This is a genomic window from Streptococcus ferus DSM 20646 (assembly GCF_000372425.1).
In the GTDB taxonomy this organism is placed as follows: Bacteria; Bacillota; Bacilli; order Lactobacillales; family Streptococcaceae; genus Streptococcus; species Streptococcus ferus.
In genome coordinates, this window is sequence record NZ_AQVD01000001.1 from 477,839 (window position 1) to 497,961 (window position 20,123).

The window sequence follows — 20,123 nt, forward strand, 5'->3', positions numbered from 1 at the left end:
TAAAGTATTGTTTGTATAACAACGAAATATTCTTACAGAAGTAAATTATGATATCAATCGTTTCTGCATCCAGATAATATCGTGCCACTGATTAAACTTATAGCCAATTTTTTCAAAAAAACCTACTTTTTTAAAGCCATTTTTGAGGTGAAAGTGAATACTGGCATCATTAGGCAAGGAGATACAAGCTAGCAGATTAACAAATCCCTGTTCTTTTAAGGCGTTTTCTAAGGCCGTATAGAGCTGCTCTCCCACTCCTTTCCCTCGTATGTCTTGTCTCACATAAATAGATAATTCAGCTGTCCAATCATAGGCTGTTCTATCATAGTAGGTAGAGGCATAAGCATACCCGACTATATTGCCACTATCTTCTACAACAAAATAAGGAAAGCGGGCTGCGGTTTGATTTACACGATGTTTAAATTCAGCAAGATGGGGAATGTCGCACTCAAAAGTGATGGCTGTATTTGTGATATAAGGGGTATATATATCCAGGATGCCTTGCGCATCAGTTTCTGTGACGGGTCTAATTTTCATCTAAACTCCTTTATAACCAATTGAAAAAAGCCGAACTGTCGGCTTTAATGTTAAAATAATCCGATTGCTGAACCATCTTCGGCCACATCCATGTTTAACGCTGCAGGTTCTTTGGGTAAACCTGGCATGGTCATAACATCTCCGGTCAAGGCTACGATGAAACCTGCTCCAGTCTTAGGGACAAACTCTCTGATGGTAATGTCAAAATCGGTTGGAGCTCCTAGAAGAGTTGGGTTATCAGAAAAAGAGTATTGTGTTTTAGCCATACAAATCGGTAGTTTATCCCAGCCGTTTTTAGCGAATTCTTTCAGCTGATTCTTGGCTTTCGGAGCAAACACAACTGAACGGCCGCCATATATCTCCTGAACGATGCGTGTCGCCTTTGTTTCAAGACTGTCCTGATCATCATACAAGCGTTGATACTCATTACTATTCCCGTTTTCAACAACATTAACTAAGGTTTTTGCTAATGCCACACCGCCATCAGCCCCATCAGCCCAAACACTGGCCAGTTCAACAGGAACATCAATTGATTGGCATAGTTCTTTAAGAGCAGCAATTTCAGCTTCTGTATCGGTCACGAATTCATTAATTGCAACGACAGCCGGAAGTCCAAATCGCTTGACATTATCAATGTGACGTTTTAAGTTGGCAAACCCAGCCCTAAGAGCCGGAATATTCTCTTGTGATAGCTCTGCCTTTGGAACGCCCCCATGCATTTTTAAAGCTCTTAGAGTAGCTACTACCACAACAGCATCAGGTGCAACCGGTAGGTTAGGGACTTTAATATCAAGGAATTTTTCCGCACCTAAATCAGCTCCAAATCCAGCTTCTGTAACAGTATAGTCCGCTAAACGAAGAGCTGTGGAGGTCGCTAAAACAGAGTTACAGCCATGTGCAATATTGGCAAACGGACCTCCATGTACAAGAGTGGGTGTGCCATAGATGGTTTGAACGAGATTGGGTTTAATGGCATCTTTAAGGATAAGCGTCAGAGCACCTTCGACCTTGAGATCCTTAACATATACGGGTGTCCGATCAAAACGATAACCAATAACAATGTTTGAAAGCCGTTTTTTTAAGTTAGCTAAGTCGGTTGCCAAGCATAAAATGGCCATAATTTCGGAGGCAACAGTAATATCAAAGCCGTCTTCCCTAGGGATACCATTGACCGGGCTGCCCAGACCAACTGTGACATGGCGCAGCGCACGATCATTTAAATCAACTACGCGCTTCCAAATGATACGGCGCTGATCAATATTCAATGAGTTACCTTGGTGGAGATGGTTGTCAATCAAAGCTGCCAAAGCATTATTGGCGGTTGTGATGGCATGCATATCACCTGTAAAATGAAGATTGATATCCTCCATAGGCAGCACCTGAGCATAACCACCTCCAGCTGCTCCGCCTTTAATCCCCATAACAGGGCCCAAAGAAGGTTCACGCAGGGCGATCATCGTCTGCTTCCCAATTTTATTGAGGGCGTCTGCCAGACCAATGCTCATGGTTGACTTGCCTTCCCCTGCTGGAGTTGGGTTAATAGCTGTAACCAAAATCAGTTTTCCAGGCTTATTAGCTTGAGCAGCTTGAATTTTATCAAATGACAGTTTAGCCTTATATTTACCATATAATTCTAGATCATCGGGTTCAATACCAATCTTAGCAGCAATCTCTGTAATAGGGCTTAGTTGACTGTTTTGAGCAATTTCGATATCAGTTTTCATAGAAACTCCTTCTTCTTTTTATTCATTATATCAAATCTTAGCAAACAAGAACAATATCCCTTAAAAACAAAGGATAAAGTTCGTCTCTAACATTCGAAAAACATTTAGATATACATTTAATATACAAACAGTGGCAGTTATTTTCCCTGCATAAAAGGAGTAAAATGTAAATTTGATGTATACTATATGTATATGTTTTTGATATCCAGAAATCTTTCTACCCTCTTTTAAGGGGAGTGGTTGCTTAACTTGCGAAGAATGTACTTTTATGCTATTCTTTTTCTAATAAAACTAATGACTGGAGATTGTTTTGGTTGAGAATAAGTTAAAACAAATTAACATTAGGGTAACTGAGGATGAAAAAGAACGCATAGCTGCTAAAGCTGAAGAAAGTGGTGCGAAGATATCAGATTATATTCGCAACAAACTTCTTAATGATTCTGCTGAAGCCAGTAGCCAATTTTATCAAATGAGATATGACTATATTCAAAAATTGTATGCGCAAGTAACAGAACATTCCAAACAACAGCAAAAAACGATTGATCAGCTTTTTGCTATGTTAGAGGCTGAACGCGAAAAGAATCAGTCGCTCCTTGAAAACCAGCCCAAAGCCAAAAGATCTTTCTTTAAATCTTGGGGAGCTAAATTTAAAAAGCCCAAGAAAACGGATTAAAGACCTCGCTTCTTTAGTTTACGTATTCCTGCTTTTTTTGTAAAATACTATTATTATGAAAATTTTGATAACATCCGGTGGCACAACAGAAAAAATTGATCAGGTCAGGGCCATAACTAATCACTCTTCTGGCAGGCTTGGCAAAGCAATAGCTGAGACATTTTTAAAACATGGTCACGATATCTGTCTTGTGACAACTTCTGCTGCTGAAAAACCGACTTCCCATCCCAAGCTATCTATTGTTCTGATAAGCAATGCCCAGGAACTTGCAGACAAGCTGGAATCACTCGTTCCTGAATATGATTGTATCATTCATGCAATGGCTGTCGCTGACTATACTCCACTTTATATGACTAGTTTAGATGAGGTTGAACAAACACATCCTGTATCGCAATTGTTAGAAAATCGCAACACAGAGGCTAAGATTTCTTCTGATAAGGATGTTCAGGTGCTTTTTTTGAAAAGAACCCCCAAAATCATTTCTTTAGTGAAAAAATGGAATCCCAACATTAAGTTGATTGGTTTTAAACTTTTAGTTGGTGTTTCAAAAGAAGAGCTCCTGAAAGTTGCTCGCCAGAGTCTCTTGAAAAACAAGGCTGACTGCATTCTGGCTAATGATTTGCTTGATATCAACTCTTCTCAGCATAAGGCTTACTTGGTGTCTGCTCAAGATGTTTTCCAAGCAGGTACTAAAGAAGAAATTGCACACTTAATTTATGAAAAGGCTGTTCAAAATGACTAAAACAATAGCACTCGCTGTTTCGGGCAGCATCTCTGCTTATAAAGCTGCTGACTTAACTAGTCAGCTCAGAAAATTAGATTATGATATCCATATTCTGATGACTGAAGCTGCGCAATCTTTTATTACCCCTTTGACATTGCAGGTTTTATCTAAGAATCCTGTTCATTTTGATTTAATGGCTGAAGACAAGGCTGATCGTATTAATCATATTGATTTAGCCAAAAAAACAGACCTGTTCATCGTGGCCCCTGCTTCTGCTAATACAATAGCGCATCTGGCTCATGGTTTTGCAGATCATATAGTCACAGCTGTGGCGCTAGCCCTTCCCCCTCATGTTCCTAAATTAGTGGCACCAGCAATGAATACTCACATGTATCATAATCCAGTGACTCAAAGGAATATTGCCACCTTAGAACAATTGGGTTATCAAGAAATACCACCTAAATCTGCTCTCCTAGCCTGTGGAGATGTGGGAAAAGGAGCTTTAGCGGATTTAGAATTTATCGTGAAGACAATAGAGGAGAGAATGAATGGCTAGAAAAAATCGTTCACAAAATATTGCAGTAATTGCTGTTTTTTTTGCTGTCATGTTGGTGGTTCATCTTCTTTCAAGCCTTGTTTTTAATTTTTGGCCTGTTCCTATCAAGCCCACCATTATTCATATCCCTGTAATCATTGCATCTATTGTTTATGGTCCTCGGGTCGGCGGTACTCTGGGGGGATTGATGGGGCTGGTTAGTGTGATTCATAATACCATCTTCCTCATGCCGACGAGTTATCTTTTTTCGCCATTTGTTGCGCCAGGTAATGTTTACTCTCTTATTATCGCCCTTGTTCCGCGGATTATGATTGGTATCCTCCCTTATTTTGTTTACAAATATTTGAAAAACCGATTTGGCTTACTTTGTGCTGGTGCCGTGGGCTCTGCTACAAATACGGTTCTTGTTCTCTCGGGAATTTTCATCTTTTTCGTTCAGGCTAACAATAGCAATGTTAAAGCATTCCTAGCCACAATTGTATGGAGTAATTCCATAGCTGAGCTCCTCATTGCAACAGTAGTAACTGTTATAGCCGTACCTCGCTTACAGAAATTAAAAAAATAATCACGGAAAAACGTGATTTTTTTTCATGAAAATGGTATAATGAAAGCGTTTAAAAAAATAAAAGGAGTAGGTTATGGCTTATCAAGACAATTATCAAAAATGGGTAGACTTCAATCAGCTTCCAGATTATCTCCGTAAAGATTTGGAAGCCATGGACGAAAAAACGAAAGAAGATGCTTTCTATACTAACCTTGAATTTGGTACAGCAGGCATGCGAGGCTATATCGGTGCTGGAACAAACCGGATTAATATCTATGTCGTGCGTCAGGCTACCGAAGGCTTAGCTAAACTTATTGAGACAAAAGGGGATGAAGCCAAGAATCGTGGGGTCGCTATTGCTTATGATTCGCGCCACTTCTCTCCAGAGTTTGCACAAGACTCAGCTCGTGTATTGGCAGAGCATGGTATAAAATCCTATGTCTTTGAAAGCCTGCGTCCTACGCCTGAGTTATCGTTTGCTGTAAGACATCTTAACGCATTTGCTGGTATTATGGTGACAGCCAGCCATAATCCTGCTCCTTTTAATGGCTATAAAGTGTATGGGGAAGACGGCGGACAAATGCCTCCTGCCGATGCTGATGCCTTAACGGATTTTATTCGTGCCATTGACAATCCTTTTGCCATTGAAGTTGCTGATTTTGAAGCTGCTAAGTCAGAAGGACTGATTGAAATCATTGGAGAAGCTGTTGATGCCGAATACCTTAAAGAAGTTAAGGAAGTTAATATCAATCAAGATTTAATTGATAAATTTGGCAAGGACATGAAAATTGTCTATACACCATTGCATGGTACTGGCGAAATGCTTGCTAGACGTGCCCTTGCACAGGCTGGTTTCCAATCTGTTCAAGTGGTTGAAGCTCAAGCGAAAGCTGATCCTGATTTTTCAACGGTAAAATCACCTAACCCTGAAAGTCAGGCTGCCTTTGCTTTGGCTGAAGAATTGGGGCGTCAGGTTGATGCTGATGTTTTGGTGGCGACCGACCCCGATGCTGACCGTCTAGGTGTTGAGATCCGTCAAGCTGATGGCTCTTATTGGAATTTATCTGGTAATCAGATCGGTGCCTTAATCGCAAAATATATTTTAGAAGCCCATAAACAGGCCGGTACTCTTCCAGACAATGCTGCTTTGGCAAAATCAATCGTCTCAACTGAACTGGTAACCAAGATTGCTGAAAGCTACGGGGCGACGATGTTTAATGTTTTGACAGGTTTCAAGTTTATTGCTGAGAAGATTCAAGAATTTGAAGATACTGGCAATCATACCTACATGTTTGGTTTTGAAGAAAGTTTCGGCTATTTAATCAAACCCTTTGTTCGCGATAAAGATGCAATTCAGGCTGTTCTCATTGTTGCTGAAATTGCAGCTTACTACCGTTCACGTGGTCTGACACTTGCTGATGGTATTGATGAAATCTTTAAAGAATATGGTTATTTCGCTGAAAAGACCGTTTCTGTAACGCTCTCAGGTGTTGACGGTGCTGCTGAAATCAAAAAAATTATGGACAAATTCCGTACTTCTGCTCCTGCAGACTTCAATGCCACACCTATTTCCCTAACTGAGGATTTCCTAGAACTGACAGCCAAAGATAAAGATGGTCAGGTCACTACTTTGACGACTCCTCCAAGCAATGTCCTTAAGTATACTCTTGCTGATGACTCATGGATTGCGGTTCGCCCTTCTGGAACAGAACCAAAAATTAAGTTTTATATCGCGACTGTTGGGCAAACCTTAGAAGAAGCTGAAACAAAAATTGCTACGATTGAAAAGGAAATCAACGACTTTGTTGGTTAATCAAAAAGAACTGAGATCATCTCAGTTCTTTTTAATTGTTTTGTTTTACAGTCGACTGACCAATTTGATTAAACCTAAGTTAAACTGGACTTGTTTCGCATAGTAGATGTTGCCGCCATCCTTATATAATTGACCGCCGCCATAGAAAAGAGCGACTGGATTATAATATTGGTAGGTTTCACCACTGGTATTGCCTAAACTTGGAGCTACCACATTTTTGGAATACTTCTTAGCCAACGAGATGGTATTCTTACCACCATTTTTAGAAACATAGGCAATATAGTTTTTCCCAAAATTGTAGGCCTGTATAGCGGTCCAGACATCCGTCTTCTTTTCTCGAGCTTCCTGGAGATTCTCAGATAATACAGTTACGCCCTGTTTCACACTTTCTCGGCTGTCTGTAATGGTGTTTTTGACTCCTGTCGAACTTTCGCTTGACTGCATGAGATCACTCTCCTGGCCTTTGGTTTCCGTGTAAATCATGGCAAGGACTAGGTCTTCATTGGTTTTATTATCATTTTCATCAAGAATTTCCTTAACCATGGTTCGATAGACAAGGACATTCTTCACGTTGTTATAGGTAATGGCCAACTGATAACCAAGAACGATGAGTATGGCTAAGAGAACCAGTTTAATTAGTCTTTTTTTCATATCACTTACTTTGTATGTCTTGAATATTTTTAATCAAGATAGAATAGGTCCCGTCTTGATTTTGGATAAATTCTACCGACTCAGCATCTTGAAAAACACGAGTGGGAACCAACATTTCAATGCCATTTGACAAAGAGAGTTTTTGGTTCTCAAGTTTTTTGGTTTGGCGTGAATGGTCAATATCAGAAATGTTAATGGGCTCTGGAATGGTTTCTTTCACTTGGTCTACAAAAGATAATCTAGCTGTCAGATTGGAATCAAAGAGTTGATCAGCCAGTTTTTCAGGAGACAGCTCTTCTTCTCCTTCCAAATGATCGTAGATAACGCTCTTCATTTTCGATTGGAAGGTGAAGTCATCTTGGTTGAAGTTCTCCGCAATTTTTTGAGCGGTATGTTCCAGAGTTTTAATTGATTTTTTAACAGATTGCTCGGGCGTTACCTGCAAAAGATTCTCGGAAAAATAATTGGCAAAGGAGCCGTTATGCTTGATACGTTTTTCGATGAGATAATACTGTCTGCTTGTTAGATTAACAACCAGGGCTTCATCTGGCGTTTGGGCTGCGCTGGGTAAATTATTCTGGGTGATTTGAATAGGACTTTCTTCCCCGATGATGTGTGCCAAATGTTCGCGTAATGCGAGCCTAAGAAAAGCAAAATATGACACACCATCTTTGTCAAACTGAATGAAAATCAAATCGTTTGTTTTTTGATTTTCGCTGATAACAAAGGCTTCTCTCCAAAGTTTAGCAATGGTTTGTGAGGAGACTGCCAAATCATCCTCAATCTTTGCAAAGAAAGGGCTGTTGGCTTCAAAATAGCCCCGTTTCGCTTCCTCTGAAAAGACACGACTTAATTTTTTTCGAAAATAGTCATCTAATCTAGGGGTCAGCTCTATCGGCGAAGTAGCTAAATGAAGTTCTGTGTCGTCGGGCCGAAACTGATGAATAATAACTTGTTTAATATAAAAGTCCATCATTTTAGAGGTTCTCGTATAGCGGATAAGCCTCGGTCAGCTCTTTAACTTCTTGACGGACCTGGTCTAAAACGTCTTCGTTCTCGATGTTTTCAAGCGTCTTAACAATCAGTTCAGCGACTTTGCGACATTCCGCAACACCAAATCCACGTGCCGTAACTGCTGCTGTTCCAATTCGAATACCTGATGTTTTGAAGGGAGATAGTTGCTCAAATGGGATAGAGTTCTTGTTCAAGGTAATATTGACCTCATCAAGAACAGTTTGGGCTATTTTTCCATTTTCAACCACTTGAGTGACATCAACTAAGAAAACATGATTGTCTGTTCCGCCTGAAATAACACGGAAATGATCGTGCTGGTTAAAGACTTCGGCCATTGCTTGACAGTTTTTAATGATATCTTGGGCATAAGTCTTCCATGATGGGTCGAGATTTTCCTTAAACCCAATTGCTTTAGCAGCAATGACGTGCTCCAAAGGTCCGCCTTGCAATCCTGGAAAGACTGCAGAATTGATTTTTTTAGCAAGATCATCATCGTTGGTTAACACCAGTCCACCACGTGGGCCGCGGAGTGTCTTATGAGTTGTTGTTGTCGTGATATCAGCATAAGGGACTGGGCTTGGGTGTTCACCGGCAGCTACTAGGCCTGCGATATGAGCCATATCAACCATTAGTTTCGCTCCGACAGCATCAGCAATCTCACGGAATTTAGCAAAATCAATGATACGTGAATAAGCAGATGCACCAGCAACAATCAACTTGGGCTGCACTTCTTTAGCTTGTTCTAAAATTTGATCATAATCTAGCAATTCTGTCTCTGGATCAACATTATAGGCAACGAAGTTATAGGTTTTCCCTGAAAAGCTAACGGAGGCACCGTGTGTCAAATGACCGCCCGCAGCTAAGTCTAATCCCATAACAGTATCGCCTGGTTCGATTAAAGCCATATAGGCCGCTGCGTTGGCTTGACTGCCTGAATGCGGCTGAACATTGGCATGCTTAGCTCCAAAAAGTTCTTTAGCGCGTTCAATCGCCAATGTTTCGATGACATCAACACATTCTGTGCCGCCGTAATAACGTTTCCCTGGGTAGCCTTCTGCATATTTATTGGTTAAAATAGTGCCTTGGGCAGCCATAATCGCTTTGGAAACGGTGTTTTCTGAGGCGATTAGCTCAATATTGTTCTGCTGACGTTTTTCTTCGGCCTCGATAGCTTCCCAAACATCCGTATCATACTGCTTAAAATTTTCTTTATCAAAAATCATGCTTATTGCTCCTTTTAAAATCTTATCTCTTTTATTTTATCAAGAATTTGCTCTTTTGTGACAATACCTTGTCTTAATATTTTAGCACGGTCACCTGAGATATCTAGAATTGTTGAATCCACTCCTTGGATAGCCATATCATCTTCAATCCCTGGAATTTCAGGGAAATAGGTTTTTATTTGGTGGAAATACTGGCCGCTTTTTTGACCGGAAATATTGGCAGACGGTCCAATTAAAGGGCCAAAACGTTTAATATAATCAAGTGTTTTGGCATGCTTGGGAATCCGAAAACCGACAGTATTCTTGCCAGAATTAATCCATAAAGGGACTTGGTCATTGGCCTGAAGAATTAAAGTGAGCGGACCTGGAAGAAAAGCGTCCACCAGATCTGCTAGGTAGGTCGGAGGGTTCTTTGAAAATCGTAAAATATCTTGAAGGGAAGCCACATTCAGATTCATGGCTTTTTCTTGAGGACGGTGTTTGAGCTGGTAGACTGCTTCGACGGCTTTCTTATCAAGGGCTTTGGCAAATAAGCCATAAACCGTTTCTGTTGGCAGAATTACGGCCTGACCTTGCCCCAGTGCATGAGCCAATTTATCCATAATCAACGACCACCATTCTCTCTTTATCAAAACTATCTTTTAATACTCGAACCCTTCGATTGGGAAAGGCTTGCTCAAAAAGTTGTTTAAGGACCTCTCCCTGCTTGTAGCCTATCTCCAGATAGAGTTTACCTCCTTCTGTCAAATAGGAATTAGCCGATTGGGCTATGTGTCTGTAGATGGCAAATCCATCCTCATCTGCAAAAAGGGCTAGATGAGGTTCGTGTCGGAAGACATTCTGATCAACCTCATCCTTATCTTTATAAGAAATATAGGGAGGGTTAGAGACAATAATATCAAACTTTCCTGAAATATTCCTAAAAAGATCCGATTGAATCAAATTGAGCTGGACCTGATTTTTTTCGGCATTTTCCCTAGCAAGCTCTAAAGCGTCACGGGAAATGTCACTGGCTGTCAGCCGCCAATTTTTTTTGACCTTTGCCAGAGCCAACGCAATGGCGCCGCTTCCTGTTCCAATATCAAGGACATCTAGCTTCTCGTCGGTATTTTCTTCAATGATTAGCTGAACCAACTCTTCCGTTTCCGGCCTGGGAATGAGAACTCTGTCATCTACTTTAAGCACCAACTCCCTAAAATAGGCTGTTTTAGCAATGTATTGGGCTGGTGTATGTGTTTTTAGCTGCTCTGCAATCTCTATCAGTAAGCGGTTGTCAGCAGCTTCCACTTCTTTGGAGAGATTAAGCACCAAATCGGTCTGATTCCATCCTTTGAGTTCCTTGAAAGCATAAAGAAGGCTCTCTTTGTCTTCGCCAAAAGGGCTTAATTCCTGTTCAAGCTGATGGATAATCTGTCCGTAATTCATTACTTGTTCAGCTCTTCTAATTTTTGTGTTTGATCATAGAGTACTAAGGCATCAATCACTTCGTCTAATTTACCTGACAGAATGCTGTCCAACTTTTGCAGGGTTAGACCGATACGGTGATCGGTAACACGATTCTGAGGAAAATTATAGGTTCTGATGCGTTCGGAACGATCGCCTGTTCCGATGGTTGATTTACGCTCAGCATCTTGCTCGTCTTGCGCGATTTGAGCAAAATGGTCTGCGACTCGGGCTCGAATTATCTTCAGGGCCTTGTCTCGGTTTTTTTGCTGCGTTCTTTCTTCCTGCATCTCAACTTTGATATTGGTTGGGATATGGACCATTCTGACGGCTGTAGCGACCTTGTTGACATTTTGCCCGCCAGCACCAGAAGCGTGGTAGATATCGACCCGCAGATCTTTAGGATCAATATCATACTCGACTTCTTCAACTTCTGGCATAATCAAAACGGTTGCTGTCGAGGTGTGAACACGGCCTTGACTTTCGGTAACAGGTACACGCTGGACTCGATGTGCACCGGATTCATATTTCAGTTTCGAGTAAACTGATTGACCAGACACCATAGCCACTACTTCTTTGATGCCACCGACACCATTATAAGAAGCTTCCATCACTTCAAAGCGCCAGCCTTGGTTTTCTGCATACTTTTGGTACATGGCTAATAAATCACCAGCAAAGAGAGCAGCTTCATCTCCTCCGGCAGCACCTCTGATTTCAAGAATGATGTTCTTATCATCATTGGGATCTTTTGGAAGCAGAAGAATTTTAAGTTTTTCTTCGTAGTCTTCCTTGGCTGCTTTAGAGTCTTTCAGTTCTTCTTTAGCCATCTCTTCTAATTCGGCGTCTCCAGAGGCATCTTTAATCATCTCTTCGGCATCTGAAATGTTTTGAATGATTTGTTTGTATTCGCGGTAAACAGTAACAGTTTCTCTGGTTGAAGCCTCTTCGCGAGACAAATCCATAAAGCGTTTTGTATCGCTGACCACTTCTGGGTCACTCAATAATTCGCCGAGTTCTTCGTAGCGATCTTCGACCGCCTGTAATTGATCGTAAATATTCATTTTGCTTTTTCAACCTCGTTTGTTATGTCAGGATGGAAATAGTGTTTGCGGCAGACTGGGATATAAGTCTCGTTACCGCCGATTTGAATCTGATCGCCTTCATAAACAGGCTGCCCGTCTTTGGTTCTTAAAACCATCGTAGCCTTCTTTGAACAGTATTGACAAATCGTTTTAATTTCATCAATCTTATCAGCTAAGAGCAGTAAATATTTCGAACCTTCAAACAGTTCGTTTTGGAAATCATTTTTCAGACCAAATGCCATCACAGGAACATTCAAGTCGTCAACTACTTTGGCCAAATCGTAAACATTTTTTTTACTTAAAAATTGACATTCATCAATCAAAATACAGTAAGGTTTTTCCTTAAGCTGCTCAATATATGCAAAGATATCGGTCTCATCAGAAATGGGAATGGCTTCTCTTCTCATGCCGATTCGACTAGAGACAACCCCAAAGGTGTCGCGATTATCTAAGGCGCTGGTCATGATAACAACCGGCTTATTTTGTTCTTCATAATTATGGGCAACCTTTAAAATTTCAATCGTTTTCCCAGAATTCATCGTGCCATACTTGTAGTATAACTGTGCCAATTTCGTTTTTCTCCATCCGTTTCATTATCTTTTCTATTTTACCATAAAAGCAGGCATGTGGCATAGACTTCTCTTCTAAAACGTTTCCAGAAACAGCTATTTATGCTAAAATAAAAACATCTTAAAGAATAGAGGAACTGCTTATGCCATTTGTTAAAATCGATCTTTTTGAAGGACGTTCTGAGGAGCAAAAAATAGAGTTGGCTCGTGAGGTCACTGAAGTCGTTTCACGTATCGCTAAGGCCCCTAAAGAGGCTATTCATGTTTTTATCAATGATATGCCTGAAGGAACCTACTACCCTCACGGCGAGCTGAAAAAGAAGCCTTGAGTCGGCGGCTGGCCGACTGTTTTTAGGAGGTGACTGCTCTTGTTGGCACAAAAACAAGTTCATCTAATGGGAACGATTATCGATATTTTAGTTGAGGCAGATAGTCATCCTGATTTGTTGGCAGAGGAGGCTTGTCGTTTATTGGATATCTATAATAAACGGTTCAGTGCTAATGATACTGATTCAGAACTGATGGCAATCAATCATGCCGCCGGAAAAAGGCCTGTCGAGGTAGACAAGGACTTATTTGAATTGATTAAAATTGGAAAAAGGCATAGTCTGGCTGATACCAGTAATCTCAACATCGCAATCGGTCCTCTTGTACAAACTTGGAGGATTGGTTTTAGCGATGCCAAGCTGCCTGACCCAGCTGCCATCAAAGAAAAACAAGGTTTGATTCAGCCCGAAAAAATTGTGCTGGAGGATGGTCAGCAGACGGTTTTTTTAGCCCAAGAGGGGATGAAAATTGATTTGGGAGCCTTGGCTAAGGGCTTCATCGCTGATAAAATCATGAGCTATCTAAAAGAACACGGTGCTCGTTCTGCTCTGATCAATTTAGGGGGAAATGTTTTGGTTTACGGGCCAAATCAAAAACGCCCCGATAAACTTTGGTATATCGGAATTCAGAATCCTCAAAAAGCAAGAAATCAAAACTTGGGTCTGATCAAGATTGCCGACCAGTCGGTCGTTACATCAGGGATATACGAACGTCACATGGTTGTTGATGGCACCGATTATCACCATATTTTTGATAGTAATACCGGCTACCCCATTGAAACAGAGATGGCGAGCTTAACCATTGTATCTGATTTATCACTTGATGGAGAGATTTGGACTAGCCGCCTTTTCGGACTGCCTTTATCTGATGCTGTTGCCGTTATTGATCAACTGCCACATATTGAAGGGATTATTGTCACTAAAGACAATCGATTTTTTGTATCAAAAGGTTTGAAAACGCGATTCATTCCTTTATTTTAAACTAAAAACACTCTGATAAACAGAGTGTTTTTAGTTGTGCTTGCGGTTAAAGACTAGATTCAGAATAATCGAAAATAGGGTTGCCATGACGATACCGTTGGTTAAGAACATTTGAAGATTTATCGGCAGACCGCTAAAGAGATTGGTGTTGTTAAAGCCAACTCCTGCTGCTATGGAGACAGCCGCTATGATAAAGTGGTTTTCATTTGTATTAAAATCAACTTCGTTTAGAATATGCATCCCTTGAAGAGCGACCATACCAAACATCACTAACATTCCTCCACCCAGAACTGGACTGGGAATAATCTGCGCAACGGCACCAAATTTAGGGATAAGTCCCAAGATCATAAGAAAAAAGGCGGTGTAATAAATTGGCTGTCTGGTCTTAATCCCAGATAACTTAACAAGGCCAACATTTTGAGAGAAGCCAGTATAAGGAAAGGTATTAAAAATGCCTCCAAGCAAAACAGCCAGTCCTTCAGCCCGATAACCGTTTCTAAGGCGTTTACTGTCCAGTTTTTCATCGGTTAAATCGGCCAGAGCATAATAAACACCTGTCGATTCTACCAGAGAAACAGTCGCAATAATACACATCATGATGATGGAAGAAATTTCAAAACGTGGCTGCCCAAAATAGAAGGGGGTTGGAATGTGAATAAGAGGCGCCTGGCTGACCGCCGAAAAATCAACCTGTCCCATAAAGGCGGCGATAATAGTCCCTGAAACAAGGCCGATTAAAATCGAAATGGACTTAAGAAAACCCTTTGCAAAGGCATTAACAGCTAGAATAATAACAATGGTCAAACTGGCTAAAATTAGACTTTCGACACTGGGTTTATCAACATTGTTTCCCATATTTCCTATGGCTACTGGAATCAAAGTCAACCCGATGGTTGTAATGACGGAACCTGTGACAATTTTAGGGAATAGCTTGGCGATTTTAGAAAAAAATCCCGAAACTAGAATAACGTAAAGGCCTGAAATAATTAGAGCTCCAAACATGGCACCATTGCCATGCTTGGCTCCGATAAGCGATAAAGGGGCAACAGACTGAAAAGCGACCCCCAAAACAACCGGTAGGCCTATTCCCAAATGTTTCCAAAGCTGCAACTGAAGCAAGGTGGCTACGCCGCACATAAAGATATCAGTAGCAATTAAATACGTTAATTCTGCTGATGGATAGTTCAAGGCACTCGCGATCATAATAGGGACCAAAATAGAGCCTGAATACATGGCTAAGAGGTGCTGAAGCCCCAATAGAGCTGACTGTGATTGTTTTTCTTCTCTAAATTCCATGACTATGCATCTGCCTCCAAAAACTTAATCTCACCATTTTCACACCGTCCCAGTCTGGCTAAGGATGTGACAGGGACTCCCATCTCTTCTAATAACTGTCGGCCGCTCTGAAATGATTTCTCAATAACAATGCCGACCCCAGCCACTTGTGCTCCAGCTTGCTCAATCATCTCAATCAACCCCTTGGCTGCCTGTCCATTAGCCAAGAAATCATCAATAATCAATACCTTATCACTTGCCTTTAAAAATTTCTGTGCAATCGAGACCTGACTGGTTACCTGTTTGGTAAAGGAGTAAACCTGAGCCGTCAGGATATCTTCTGTCATAGTGATATTTTTAGACTTTTTAGCAAATACCATGGGCAAATCTAAAGCCTCCGCTACATAAAGTGCCGGTGCGATCCCAGATGCTTCAATGGTCACAATTTTAGTGATGCCTTCGTGTCGATACTTAGCAGCAAAAACGCGGCCAATGTCTTTCATCAATTGATAATCCACCTGGTGTGTCAGAAAACTGTCAACTTTTAAAATCGTTTCCCCTAGGAGTTGCCCGTCTTTGATAATACGCTCTTCTAAAACTTTCATGACTGTCCTTTCAACTAAAAAAGCTCGCAAAAAGCAAGCTTTAAGCTCACTTATTGTTAGACATTACGGTGTCTTGTAGAAACGCTGCGCCAATTCACAGCCTAAATAAGTTTTTTTTATTATATTTGGTCGCCATTCCATATCGAATTTTTGACAATCACATAGTCGACATGACGAAGACTGGCTAAATCATTTCCGCCGGCATAAGAGATTGAGGACTGTAAATCCTGTTGCATCTCAGTCAGTGTGTCTGCTAAATGCCCTTTCGTAGGCAAAAGAATCTTTTTACCTTCCACATTTTTATGCTCACCTTTCTGATATTCGGAGGCTGAGCCATAGTACTCTTTGAAGGTCTGTCCATCTTTTTCAATGAGTTTTCCGGGGCTCTCTAAGTGTCCGGCAAAGAGAGAACCAATCATCACCATGCTGGCACCGAAACGGATCGACTTGGCAATATCGCCATGTGTCCGAATGCCGCCGTCTGCAATAATAGGCTTTCTGGCTGCTTTGGAACACCAACGGAGAGCTGCCAATTGCCAGCCGCCAGTTCCAAAGCCTGTCTTAACTTTTGTGATGCAGACTTTTCCTGGTCCGATACCTACTTTGGTAGCATCTGCTCCAGCATTTTCCAGTTCTCGAACGGCTTCTGGAGTGCCGACATTACCAGCGATGACAAAAGTTTCTGGTAGTTCCTGCTTAATATGCTTTATCATCTTAATCACGCTGTCAGCATGACCGTGAGCAATGTCAATCGTCACAAATTCTGGCGGATCATTCTTCAAGCTAGTCACAAAATCGTACTCGTAATCTTTTACACCGACAGAAATGGAAGCAATCAGCTTCTGTTCGTGCATTCGTTTAATAAAGACTTGTCTACTTTCTTCCTCAAAACGGTGCATAATATAGAAATAACCGCCTTTGGCCAATGCTTCTGCAATGTCTTCGTCAATAATGGTTTGCATATTGGCTGGAATAACCGGCATTTTAAAGCGGTATTTCCCAAGTGATACACTGGTGTCAGCCTCAGAACGGCTATCGATAATACATTTATTGGGAATCAGCTGGATATCTTCATAATCAAAAACGGGGATGTCGTTTAACATAAGTTAGCTCCTTAATATAGTAAAAAAGACCTTCCTATGCAATTTCTCGCATCGCTAGGTAATCACTTACCCTTCCAGACTATATTATAGGTTGTCGTTAGGTTTCCGTCAACAATTCAAAATCAATCAAGCAGAATGTTCGGATTTTACTGGAATTGGTTAAGAAAATTTTCAGTTTTCTTTCAGCCTTTTTTAAGTTGCCGCTATTAAACTGATTTCATCAATATTTTGGAGGACAGTCCCATGAATTTTATTAAACGCGCCTGGTTGGCAACGAAAGCTAAAAAAGGGCGCACCGCATTGTTGACTTTAGTAACCAGTAGCATTCTCATATTTGTCTTGGCTGGTTTAACGATTAAGGCAGCAGCTGATAAAGCTGTTGAAAATGCCAAAAAAGAAGCCGGAGCTACTGTCAGTCTTCAAGTCAATAGAGAGTATATGATGAAACAGGCTCAGTCATCTTCTAGCTCTTCTTCAAGCAGTCAGCCACCTAAAATGGAAATGCCACCAATTTCCTTGGCTACCGTTGAAAAGATTGCCAATATGTCAGGTGTGAAATCTTATTTATTCACATCAACAACGACAGCAACCAAGGGCAACATCTCACCAATCTCTTCTTCTAGCTCGTCAAGCTCGTCTTCCTCAGATTCTTCTACTTCTAACAATTCTGGTGGACCTGGCGGTATGGCTTCTGGTGATTTTACGATCACGGGTGTCAATACGACCAGCAATGTTTCTGATTTTACAAGCGGCACCAATAAAATAACTTCAGGTTCTGATATTACTGAGGATTCTGCAAATAATGAAGCGGTGATTGAATCTGATTTAGCCGAAGCTAATGATCTCAAGGTTGGTGAGAGCTTCACTGTTAAAGTGACCGTAGACGATGCTGAAAAAACAGTTACTCTCAAAGTTGTCGGAATCTATAAATCAAGCTCTAGCGTTACTTCTTCTCAATTACAAAACAACGCTTCTAACCCATCTAACAACATTTATACCAATCTCGTGACCGCTAACAGCATGAAAGGGGAAACCGATACTGTTGACAGTGCAACTTATACTCTTTCAGATCCTGCGCAACTGTCAGCTTTTGCTAAAAAAGCAAAAACCAAGATTGATACGGAAAAATTCTCCATTCAAACAAGCGATCAGCTTTATCAACAAATGCTGAGCCCGCTGAATAATGTTGCAAGTTTCTCTAAGAATATCGTTATTCTCGTTGCTTTAGCCGGAGCAGTTATTCTAACTTTAATTGTCATTCTCAGCATTCGGGAAAGACGCTACGAAATCGGTGTTCTGATGAGTTTAGGTGAGAGCCGCCTCAAAATCATTGGTCAATTCTTTACCGAATTATTTGTTGTAACACTGGCTTCTTTAGTGATTGCGACAGTTGCTGGAAATTACGTCGGCAACCTAGTTGGCAATCAGTTGCTGAGTCAACAAACCTCAGCTCAGACATCTAATCGACAAGGCGGACCGGAATCTGATTCTTCAAGTTCTAAATCAACGCAACCGCCATCCGGACGAAGCATACCTGGAATGAATTTATCAAGCTCTGCGATTAGCCAAATCAACAAATTAAATGTGAAACAAACCCCTGAAAGTATCGCTAAACTGGGCGGCATCGCTCTGCTAATCTCCTTTGCAGCAACGATTTTGGCAAGTATAGGGATTGTACGAATGAAACCGAAGGATATTCTATCTTCCAATTAGAAAGAGGACGCTTATGACTTTAACAACCACAGATATCGGCTATTGGTACTCCAATAATCCAGAGGACTATCTTTTCAAAGAGGTTAATCTAACCTTTGAAAAAGGCAAGGTTTATGCCATTCTGGGACAATCGGGAAGCGGCAAAACGACTTTTCTCTCTCTCTTGGCTGGCCTTGACAGCCCTAAGGCGGGACAGATTTCGCTAAATGATCAGGATATTGCCAAAGGTGGTCTGACCAATTATCGTAAAAATGCAGTATCGACCATCTTTCAGGCTTATAACCTCTTCCCTTATATGACGGCCAGACAGAATGTCGAGACAGCCTTGGACATCTCTAATATCTCTTCGACAGCACAAGATGTTGAACAGCTTTTCCAAGAGGTTGGGATTTCGAAAGACTTAATTGATAAACCTGTTCTGCAACTCTCAGGAGGACAGCAGCAAAGGGTCGCTATTGTCAGGGCCTTGGCCAGTGGTCACGATATTATTATCGCTGATGAACCAACAGGAAATCTTGACGAGGAGACAACCAAGGATTAGGAACCGTTTCCGCCAATCATGCCATCTAAACCAATTTCCCAGAGTTCTGGCTGCATTTCAGCCCGACTTCGCCCCGTACAGACAAAAACGAGATGACCATTGGCTCGCGCTTTTTGGATGGCTTCACGGGCAGACTGAGGAATTCGGTTTTCATAATCGACCAAGGTCCCATCAACATCTAAAAAAATCAGTTTTCGCATGAACAAATCCTCCATTTTCATATCCATTATACTAAAGCTAAAAGTGGAAAAATAGTAAGATAGGCTTAAAAAGTGATACTATCCTATGAATAATAGAAGCAAAAGAATTGCTTCTCAGCTTCCAAATGGGTATGATAAAGACATGATGAAACTGAAACCCAACCTCTTGTGCCTCTATCAGGCCGATCATCCAGATGAAATCCACTTTTTCCAACAAGTGGCTCAACACTTTGATGACCTTTTTCAAATAGTTGTCCTTGAGAAGACCAAAGAAGTCAGCTGGTCTGACTACCAAGGAATCCTATCGCTAACCAATGAACCCTACCCTCTGCCTGTTTGCTCATTAACAGACTTTCATCTGGAGACGATCTGGGAAGATCCCCTCGCGCTCTTAGCCTTACAGAAAAAACTGCTGCATTTTTACAGTACCATCCAATACTCCCCTTTGGACGACCTGCCTTTTCATTTTTCCTATTGTGATATTAAAGGACAGGTTCTTTATGACAATTTGAAGTCAGATACAGGCTTTGCCGCTTTTGGGTCTGAAGCCCAAGACATTGAGGACTGGCTAATCGCTGACTTAGAGCAGTCCTCAACCCACACTCTGCACTTTCAAATTCCTAATGATTCCTTTGATCAAATCTTAATGCAGACCTACGAGATGCTTTACGATGCTAAAGGAGCCCCTCGAGGCATCCTGCAACAGGTTCAGGATATCAGACCGCTTCTAAACTCCTATCTCGAAAATAGCGGCCAGGCTATCGTAGGCTGGTCCGATGTCACCTCCGGTGCTTCCATTAAAAATAACTTGTTAGACGACTAAAAA

The 20,123-nt window shown here is 41.2% G+C and carries 21 protein-coding genes, 2 pseudogenes and 1 riboswitch; of the genes and pseudogenes, 10 read left to right on the forward strand and 13 right to left on the reverse strand.

Going from position 1 to position 20,123, the window contains the following annotated elements; translation table 11 throughout:
* Nucleotides 1–45: 45 nt before the first annotated feature.
* On the reverse strand, nt 46–537 hold the full coding sequence (locus A3GY_RS0102395; RefSeq protein WP_018029804.1) for a GNAT family N-acetyltransferase: 492 nt from the start codon (nt 535–537) through the stop codon (nt 46–48).
* Nucleotides 538–587: 50 nt separating this feature from the next.
* Nucleotides 588–2,261 (reverse strand): formate--tetrahydrofolate ligase, encoded by a 1,674-nt coding sequence (locus A3GY_RS0102400; protein WP_018029805.1) that lies wholly within the window; start codon nt 2,259–2,261, stop codon nt 588–590.
* 310 nt (nt 2,262–2,571) lie between these two features.
* On the opposite strand from A3GY_RS0102400, the gene A3GY_RS0102405 reads away from it, so the two are divergent.
* The 5 genes from A3GY_RS0102405 (at nt 2,572) to A3GY_RS0102425 (ending at nt 6,571) form a co-directional block, all read left to right on the forward strand.
* Complete coding sequence (locus A3GY_RS0102405) at nt 2,572–2,934, forward strand: plasmid mobilization protein (protein WP_018029806.1); 363 nt, start codon at nt 2,572–2,574, stop codon at nt 2,932–2,934.
* 55 nt (nt 2,935–2,989) lie between these two features.
* Entirely contained in the window at nt 2,990–3,676 is a 687-nt protein-coding gene (locus A3GY_RS0102410) for a phosphopantothenate--cysteine ligase (RefSeq protein WP_018029807.1), read from the forward strand.
* Nucleotides 3,669–4,214: a phosphopantothenoylcysteine decarboxylase gene (coaC, locus tag A3GY_RS0102415; RefSeq protein ID WP_018029808.1), complete on the forward strand. Its 546-nt coding sequence runs from the start codon at nt 3,669–3,671 to the stop codon at nt 4,212–4,214. The genes A3GY_RS0102410 and coaC overlap by 8 nt, the downstream gene beginning before the upstream one ends.
* Complete coding sequence (locus A3GY_RS0102420) at nt 4,207–4,779, forward strand: ECF transporter S component (protein WP_018029809.1); 573 nt, start codon at nt 4,207–4,209, stop codon at nt 4,777–4,779. Before coaC ends, A3GY_RS0102420 begins: the two co-directional genes overlap by 8 nt.
* A gap of 73 nt (nt 4,780–4,852) precedes the next feature.
* Nucleotides 4,853–6,571 (forward strand): phospho-sugar mutase, encoded by a 1,719-nt coding sequence (locus A3GY_RS0102425; protein ID WP_018029810.1) that lies wholly within the window; start codon nt 4,853–4,855, stop codon nt 6,569–6,571.
* Nucleotides 6,572–6,616: 45 nt separating this feature from the next.
* Here A3GY_RS0102425 and A3GY_RS0102430 read toward each other — a convergent pair whose 3' ends face one another.
* From A3GY_RS0102430 to A3GY_RS0102460, 7 genes are read right to left on the reverse strand one after another with little or no spacing between them, the layout of a single operon-like run.
* Nucleotides 6,617–7,222, reverse strand: a complete 606-nt coding sequence (locus A3GY_RS0102430) for a lysozyme family protein (RefSeq protein ID WP_018029811.1) — start codon at nt 7,220–7,222, stop codon at nt 6,617–6,619.
* A 1-nt stretch (nt 7,223) separates the two neighbouring features.
* Complete coding sequence (locus tag A3GY_RS0102435) at nt 7,224–8,198, reverse strand: nucleoid-associated protein (protein ID WP_018029812.1); 975 nt, start codon at nt 8,196–8,198, stop codon at nt 7,224–7,226.
* A 1-nt stretch (nt 8,199) separates the two neighbouring features.
* A complete protein-coding gene (glyA, locus tag A3GY_RS0102440) occupies nt 8,200–9,459 on the reverse strand; it encodes a serine hydroxymethyltransferase (RefSeq protein WP_018029813.1) in 1,260 nt (419 codons plus the stop codon).
* Between the two features lie 14 nt (nt 9,460–9,473).
* A complete protein-coding gene (locus A3GY_RS0102445) occupies nt 9,474–10,061 on the reverse strand; it encodes an L-threonylcarbamoyladenylate synthase (protein WP_018029814.1) in 588 nt (195 codons plus the stop codon).
* A complete protein-coding gene (gene prmC, locus A3GY_RS0102450) occupies nt 10,054–10,884 on the reverse strand; it encodes a peptide chain release factor N(5)-glutamine methyltransferase (protein WP_018029815.1) in 831 nt (276 codons plus the stop codon). Before prmC ends, A3GY_RS0102445 begins: the two co-directional genes overlap by 8 nt.
* Nucleotides 10,884–11,963 carry a peptide chain release factor 1 gene (gene prfA, locus A3GY_RS0102455; RefSeq protein ID WP_018029816.1) on the reverse strand — a complete coding sequence of 360 codons (1,080 nt, stop codon included), beginning with the start codon at nt 11,961–11,963 and terminating at the stop codon, nt 10,884–10,886. Before prfA ends, prmC begins: the two co-directional genes overlap by 1 nt.
* On the reverse strand, nt 11,960–12,553 hold the full coding sequence (locus A3GY_RS0102460) for a thymidine kinase (RefSeq protein ID WP_026161887.1): 594 nt from the start codon (nt 12,551–12,553) through the stop codon (nt 11,960–11,962). Before A3GY_RS0102460 ends, prfA begins: the two co-directional genes overlap by 4 nt.
* A 143-nt stretch (nt 12,554–12,696) precedes the next feature.
* Here A3GY_RS0102460 and A3GY_RS0102465 point away from each other — a divergent pair, with 143 nt between their 5' ends.
* The gene (locus tag A3GY_RS0102465) at nt 12,697–12,882 is read left to right on the forward strand and encodes a 4-oxalocrotonate tautomerase (RefSeq protein ID WP_018029819.1); all 186 of its coding nucleotides are present in this window, start codon (nt 12,697–12,699) and stop codon (nt 12,880–12,882) included.
* A gap of 66 nt (nt 12,883–12,948) precedes the next feature.
* Nucleotides 12,949–13,860, forward strand: coding sequence for an FAD:protein FMN transferase (locus A3GY_RS0102470; protein ID WP_408641238.1), 912 nt, complete (start codon nt 12,949–12,951; stop codon nt 13,858–13,860).
* 30 nt (nt 13,861–13,890) lie between these two features.
* Here the strand turns inward: A3GY_RS0102470 and A3GY_RS0102475 are convergent, their stop codons facing one another.
* The 3 genes from A3GY_RS0102475 to guaC form a co-directional block, all read right to left on the reverse strand.
* Complete coding sequence (locus A3GY_RS0102475) at nt 13,891–15,156, reverse strand: nucleobase:cation symporter-2 family protein (protein ID WP_018029821.1); 1,266 nt, start codon at nt 15,154–15,156, stop codon at nt 13,891–13,893.
* A 2-nt stretch (nt 15,157–15,158) separates the two neighbouring features.
* Nucleotides 15,159–15,740, reverse strand: a complete 582-nt coding sequence (locus tag A3GY_RS0102480; protein WP_018029822.1) for a xanthine phosphoribosyltransferase — start codon at nt 15,738–15,740, stop codon at nt 15,159–15,161.
* Between the two features lie 33 nt (nt 15,741–15,773).
* Nucleotides 15,774–15,869: riboswitch (purine riboswitch) on the reverse strand.
* The gene (gene guaC, locus A3GY_RS0102485; protein ID WP_018029823.1) at nt 15,860–16,843 is read right to left on the reverse strand and encodes a GMP reductase; all 984 of its coding nucleotides are present in this window, start codon (nt 16,841–16,843) and stop codon (nt 15,860–15,862) included. Its footprint overlaps the riboswitch before it by 10 nt.
* Before the next feature lie 243 nt (nt 16,844–17,086).
* On the opposite strand from guaC, the gene A3GY_RS0102490 reads away from it, so the two are divergent.
* Nucleotides 17,087–18,556 carry an ABC transporter permease gene (locus A3GY_RS0102490; RefSeq protein WP_018029824.1) on the forward strand — a complete coding sequence of 490 codons (1,470 nt, stop codon included), beginning with the start codon at nt 17,087–17,089 and terminating at the stop codon, nt 18,554–18,556.
* A gap of 13 nt (nt 18,557–18,569) precedes the next feature.
* Nucleotides 18,570–19,094, forward strand: a pseudogene (locus A3GY_RS09600) (ATP-binding cassette domain-containing protein); the annotation flags it as partial.
* 2 nt (nt 19,095–19,096) lie between these two features.
* On the opposite strand, the pseudogene A3GY_RS0102500 reads toward A3GY_RS09600, so the two are convergent.
* A pseudogene (locus A3GY_RS0102500) lies at nt 19,097–19,297 on the reverse strand (HAD-IIB family hydrolase); the annotation flags it as partial.
* Nucleotides 19,298–19,382: 85 nt separating this feature from the next.
* Between A3GY_RS0102500 and A3GY_RS09875 the strand changes: the two are divergent.
* Nucleotides 19,383–20,120, forward strand: a complete 738-nt coding sequence (locus A3GY_RS09875; RefSeq protein ID WP_018029827.1) for a hypothetical protein — start codon at nt 19,383–19,385, stop codon at nt 20,118–20,120.
* The last annotated feature ends 3 nt before the right edge of the window (nt 20,121–20,123 follow it).

What these genes read in the sequence shown, in the direction of transcription:
- A3GY_RS0102470 (WP_408641238.1), top strand. Translation starts at nt 12,949, where the DNA reads ATGGGAACGATTATCGATATTTTAGTTGAGGCAGATAGTCATCCTGAT.
- prfA (WP_018029816.1), bottom strand. Translation starts at nt 11,963, where the DNA reads ATGAATATTTACGATCAATTACAGGCGGTCGAAGATCGCTACGAAGAA.
- A3GY_RS0102490 (WP_018029824.1), top strand. Translation starts at nt 17,087, where the DNA reads ATGAATTTTATTAAACGCGCCTGGTTGGCAACGAAAGCTAAAAAAGGG.
- A3GY_RS0102465 (WP_018029819.1), top strand. Translation starts at nt 12,697, where the DNA reads ATGCCATTTGTTAAAATCGATCTTTTTGAAGGACGTTCTGAGGAGCAA.
- A3GY_RS09875 (WP_018029827.1), top strand. Translation starts at nt 19,383, where the DNA reads ATGAATAATAGAAGCAAAAGAATTGCTTCTCAGCTTCCAAATGGGTAT.
- A3GY_RS0102480 (WP_018029822.1), bottom strand. Translation starts at nt 15,740, where the DNA reads ATGAAAGTTTTAGAAGAGCGTATTATCAAAGACGGGCAACTCCTAGGG.
- A3GY_RS0102430 (WP_018029811.1), bottom strand. Translation starts at nt 7,222, where the DNA reads ATGAAAAAAAGACTAATTAAACTGGTTCTCTTAGCCATACTCATCGTT.
- coaC (WP_018029808.1), top strand. Translation starts at nt 3,669, where the DNA reads ATGACTAAAACAATAGCACTCGCTGTTTCGGGCAGCATCTCTGCTTAT.
- A3GY_RS0102420 (WP_018029809.1), top strand. Translation starts at nt 4,207, where the DNA reads ATGGCTAGAAAAAATCGTTCACAAAATATTGCAGTAATTGCTGTTTTT.
- A3GY_RS0102475 (WP_018029821.1), bottom strand. Translation starts at nt 15,156, where the DNA reads ATGGAATTTAGAGAAGAAAAACAATCACAGTCAGCTCTATTGGGGCTT.
- guaC (WP_018029823.1), bottom strand. Translation starts at nt 16,843, where the DNA reads ATGTTAAACGACATCCCCGTTTTTGATTATGAAGATATCCAGCTGATT.
- A3GY_RS0102400 (WP_018029805.1), bottom strand. Translation starts at nt 2,261, where the DNA reads ATGAAAACTGATATCGAAATTGCTCAAAACAGTCAACTAAGCCCTATT.
- A3GY_RS0102395 (WP_018029804.1), bottom strand. Translation starts at nt 537, where the DNA reads ATGAAAATTAGACCCGTCACAGAAACTGATGCGCAAGGCATCCTGGAT.
- A3GY_RS0102445 (WP_018029814.1), bottom strand. Translation starts at nt 10,061, where the DNA reads ATGGATAAATTGGCTCATGCACTGGGGCAAGGTCAGGCCGTAATTCTG.
- A3GY_RS0102410 (WP_018029807.1), top strand. Translation starts at nt 2,990, where the DNA reads ATGAAAATTTTGATAACATCCGGTGGCACAACAGAAAAAATTGATCAG.
- A3GY_RS0102425 (WP_018029810.1), top strand. Translation starts at nt 4,853, where the DNA reads ATGGCTTATCAAGACAATTATCAAAAATGGGTAGACTTCAATCAGCTT.
- glyA (WP_018029813.1), bottom strand. Translation starts at nt 9,459, where the DNA reads ATGATTTTTGATAAAGAAAATTTTAAGCAGTATGATACGGATGTTTGG.
- A3GY_RS0102435 (WP_018029812.1), bottom strand. Translation starts at nt 8,198, where the DNA reads ATGATGGACTTTTATATTAAACAAGTTATTATTCATCAGTTTCGGCCC.
- prmC (WP_018029815.1), bottom strand. Translation starts at nt 10,884, where the DNA reads ATGAATTACGGACAGATTATCCATCAGCTTGAACAGGAATTAAGCCCT.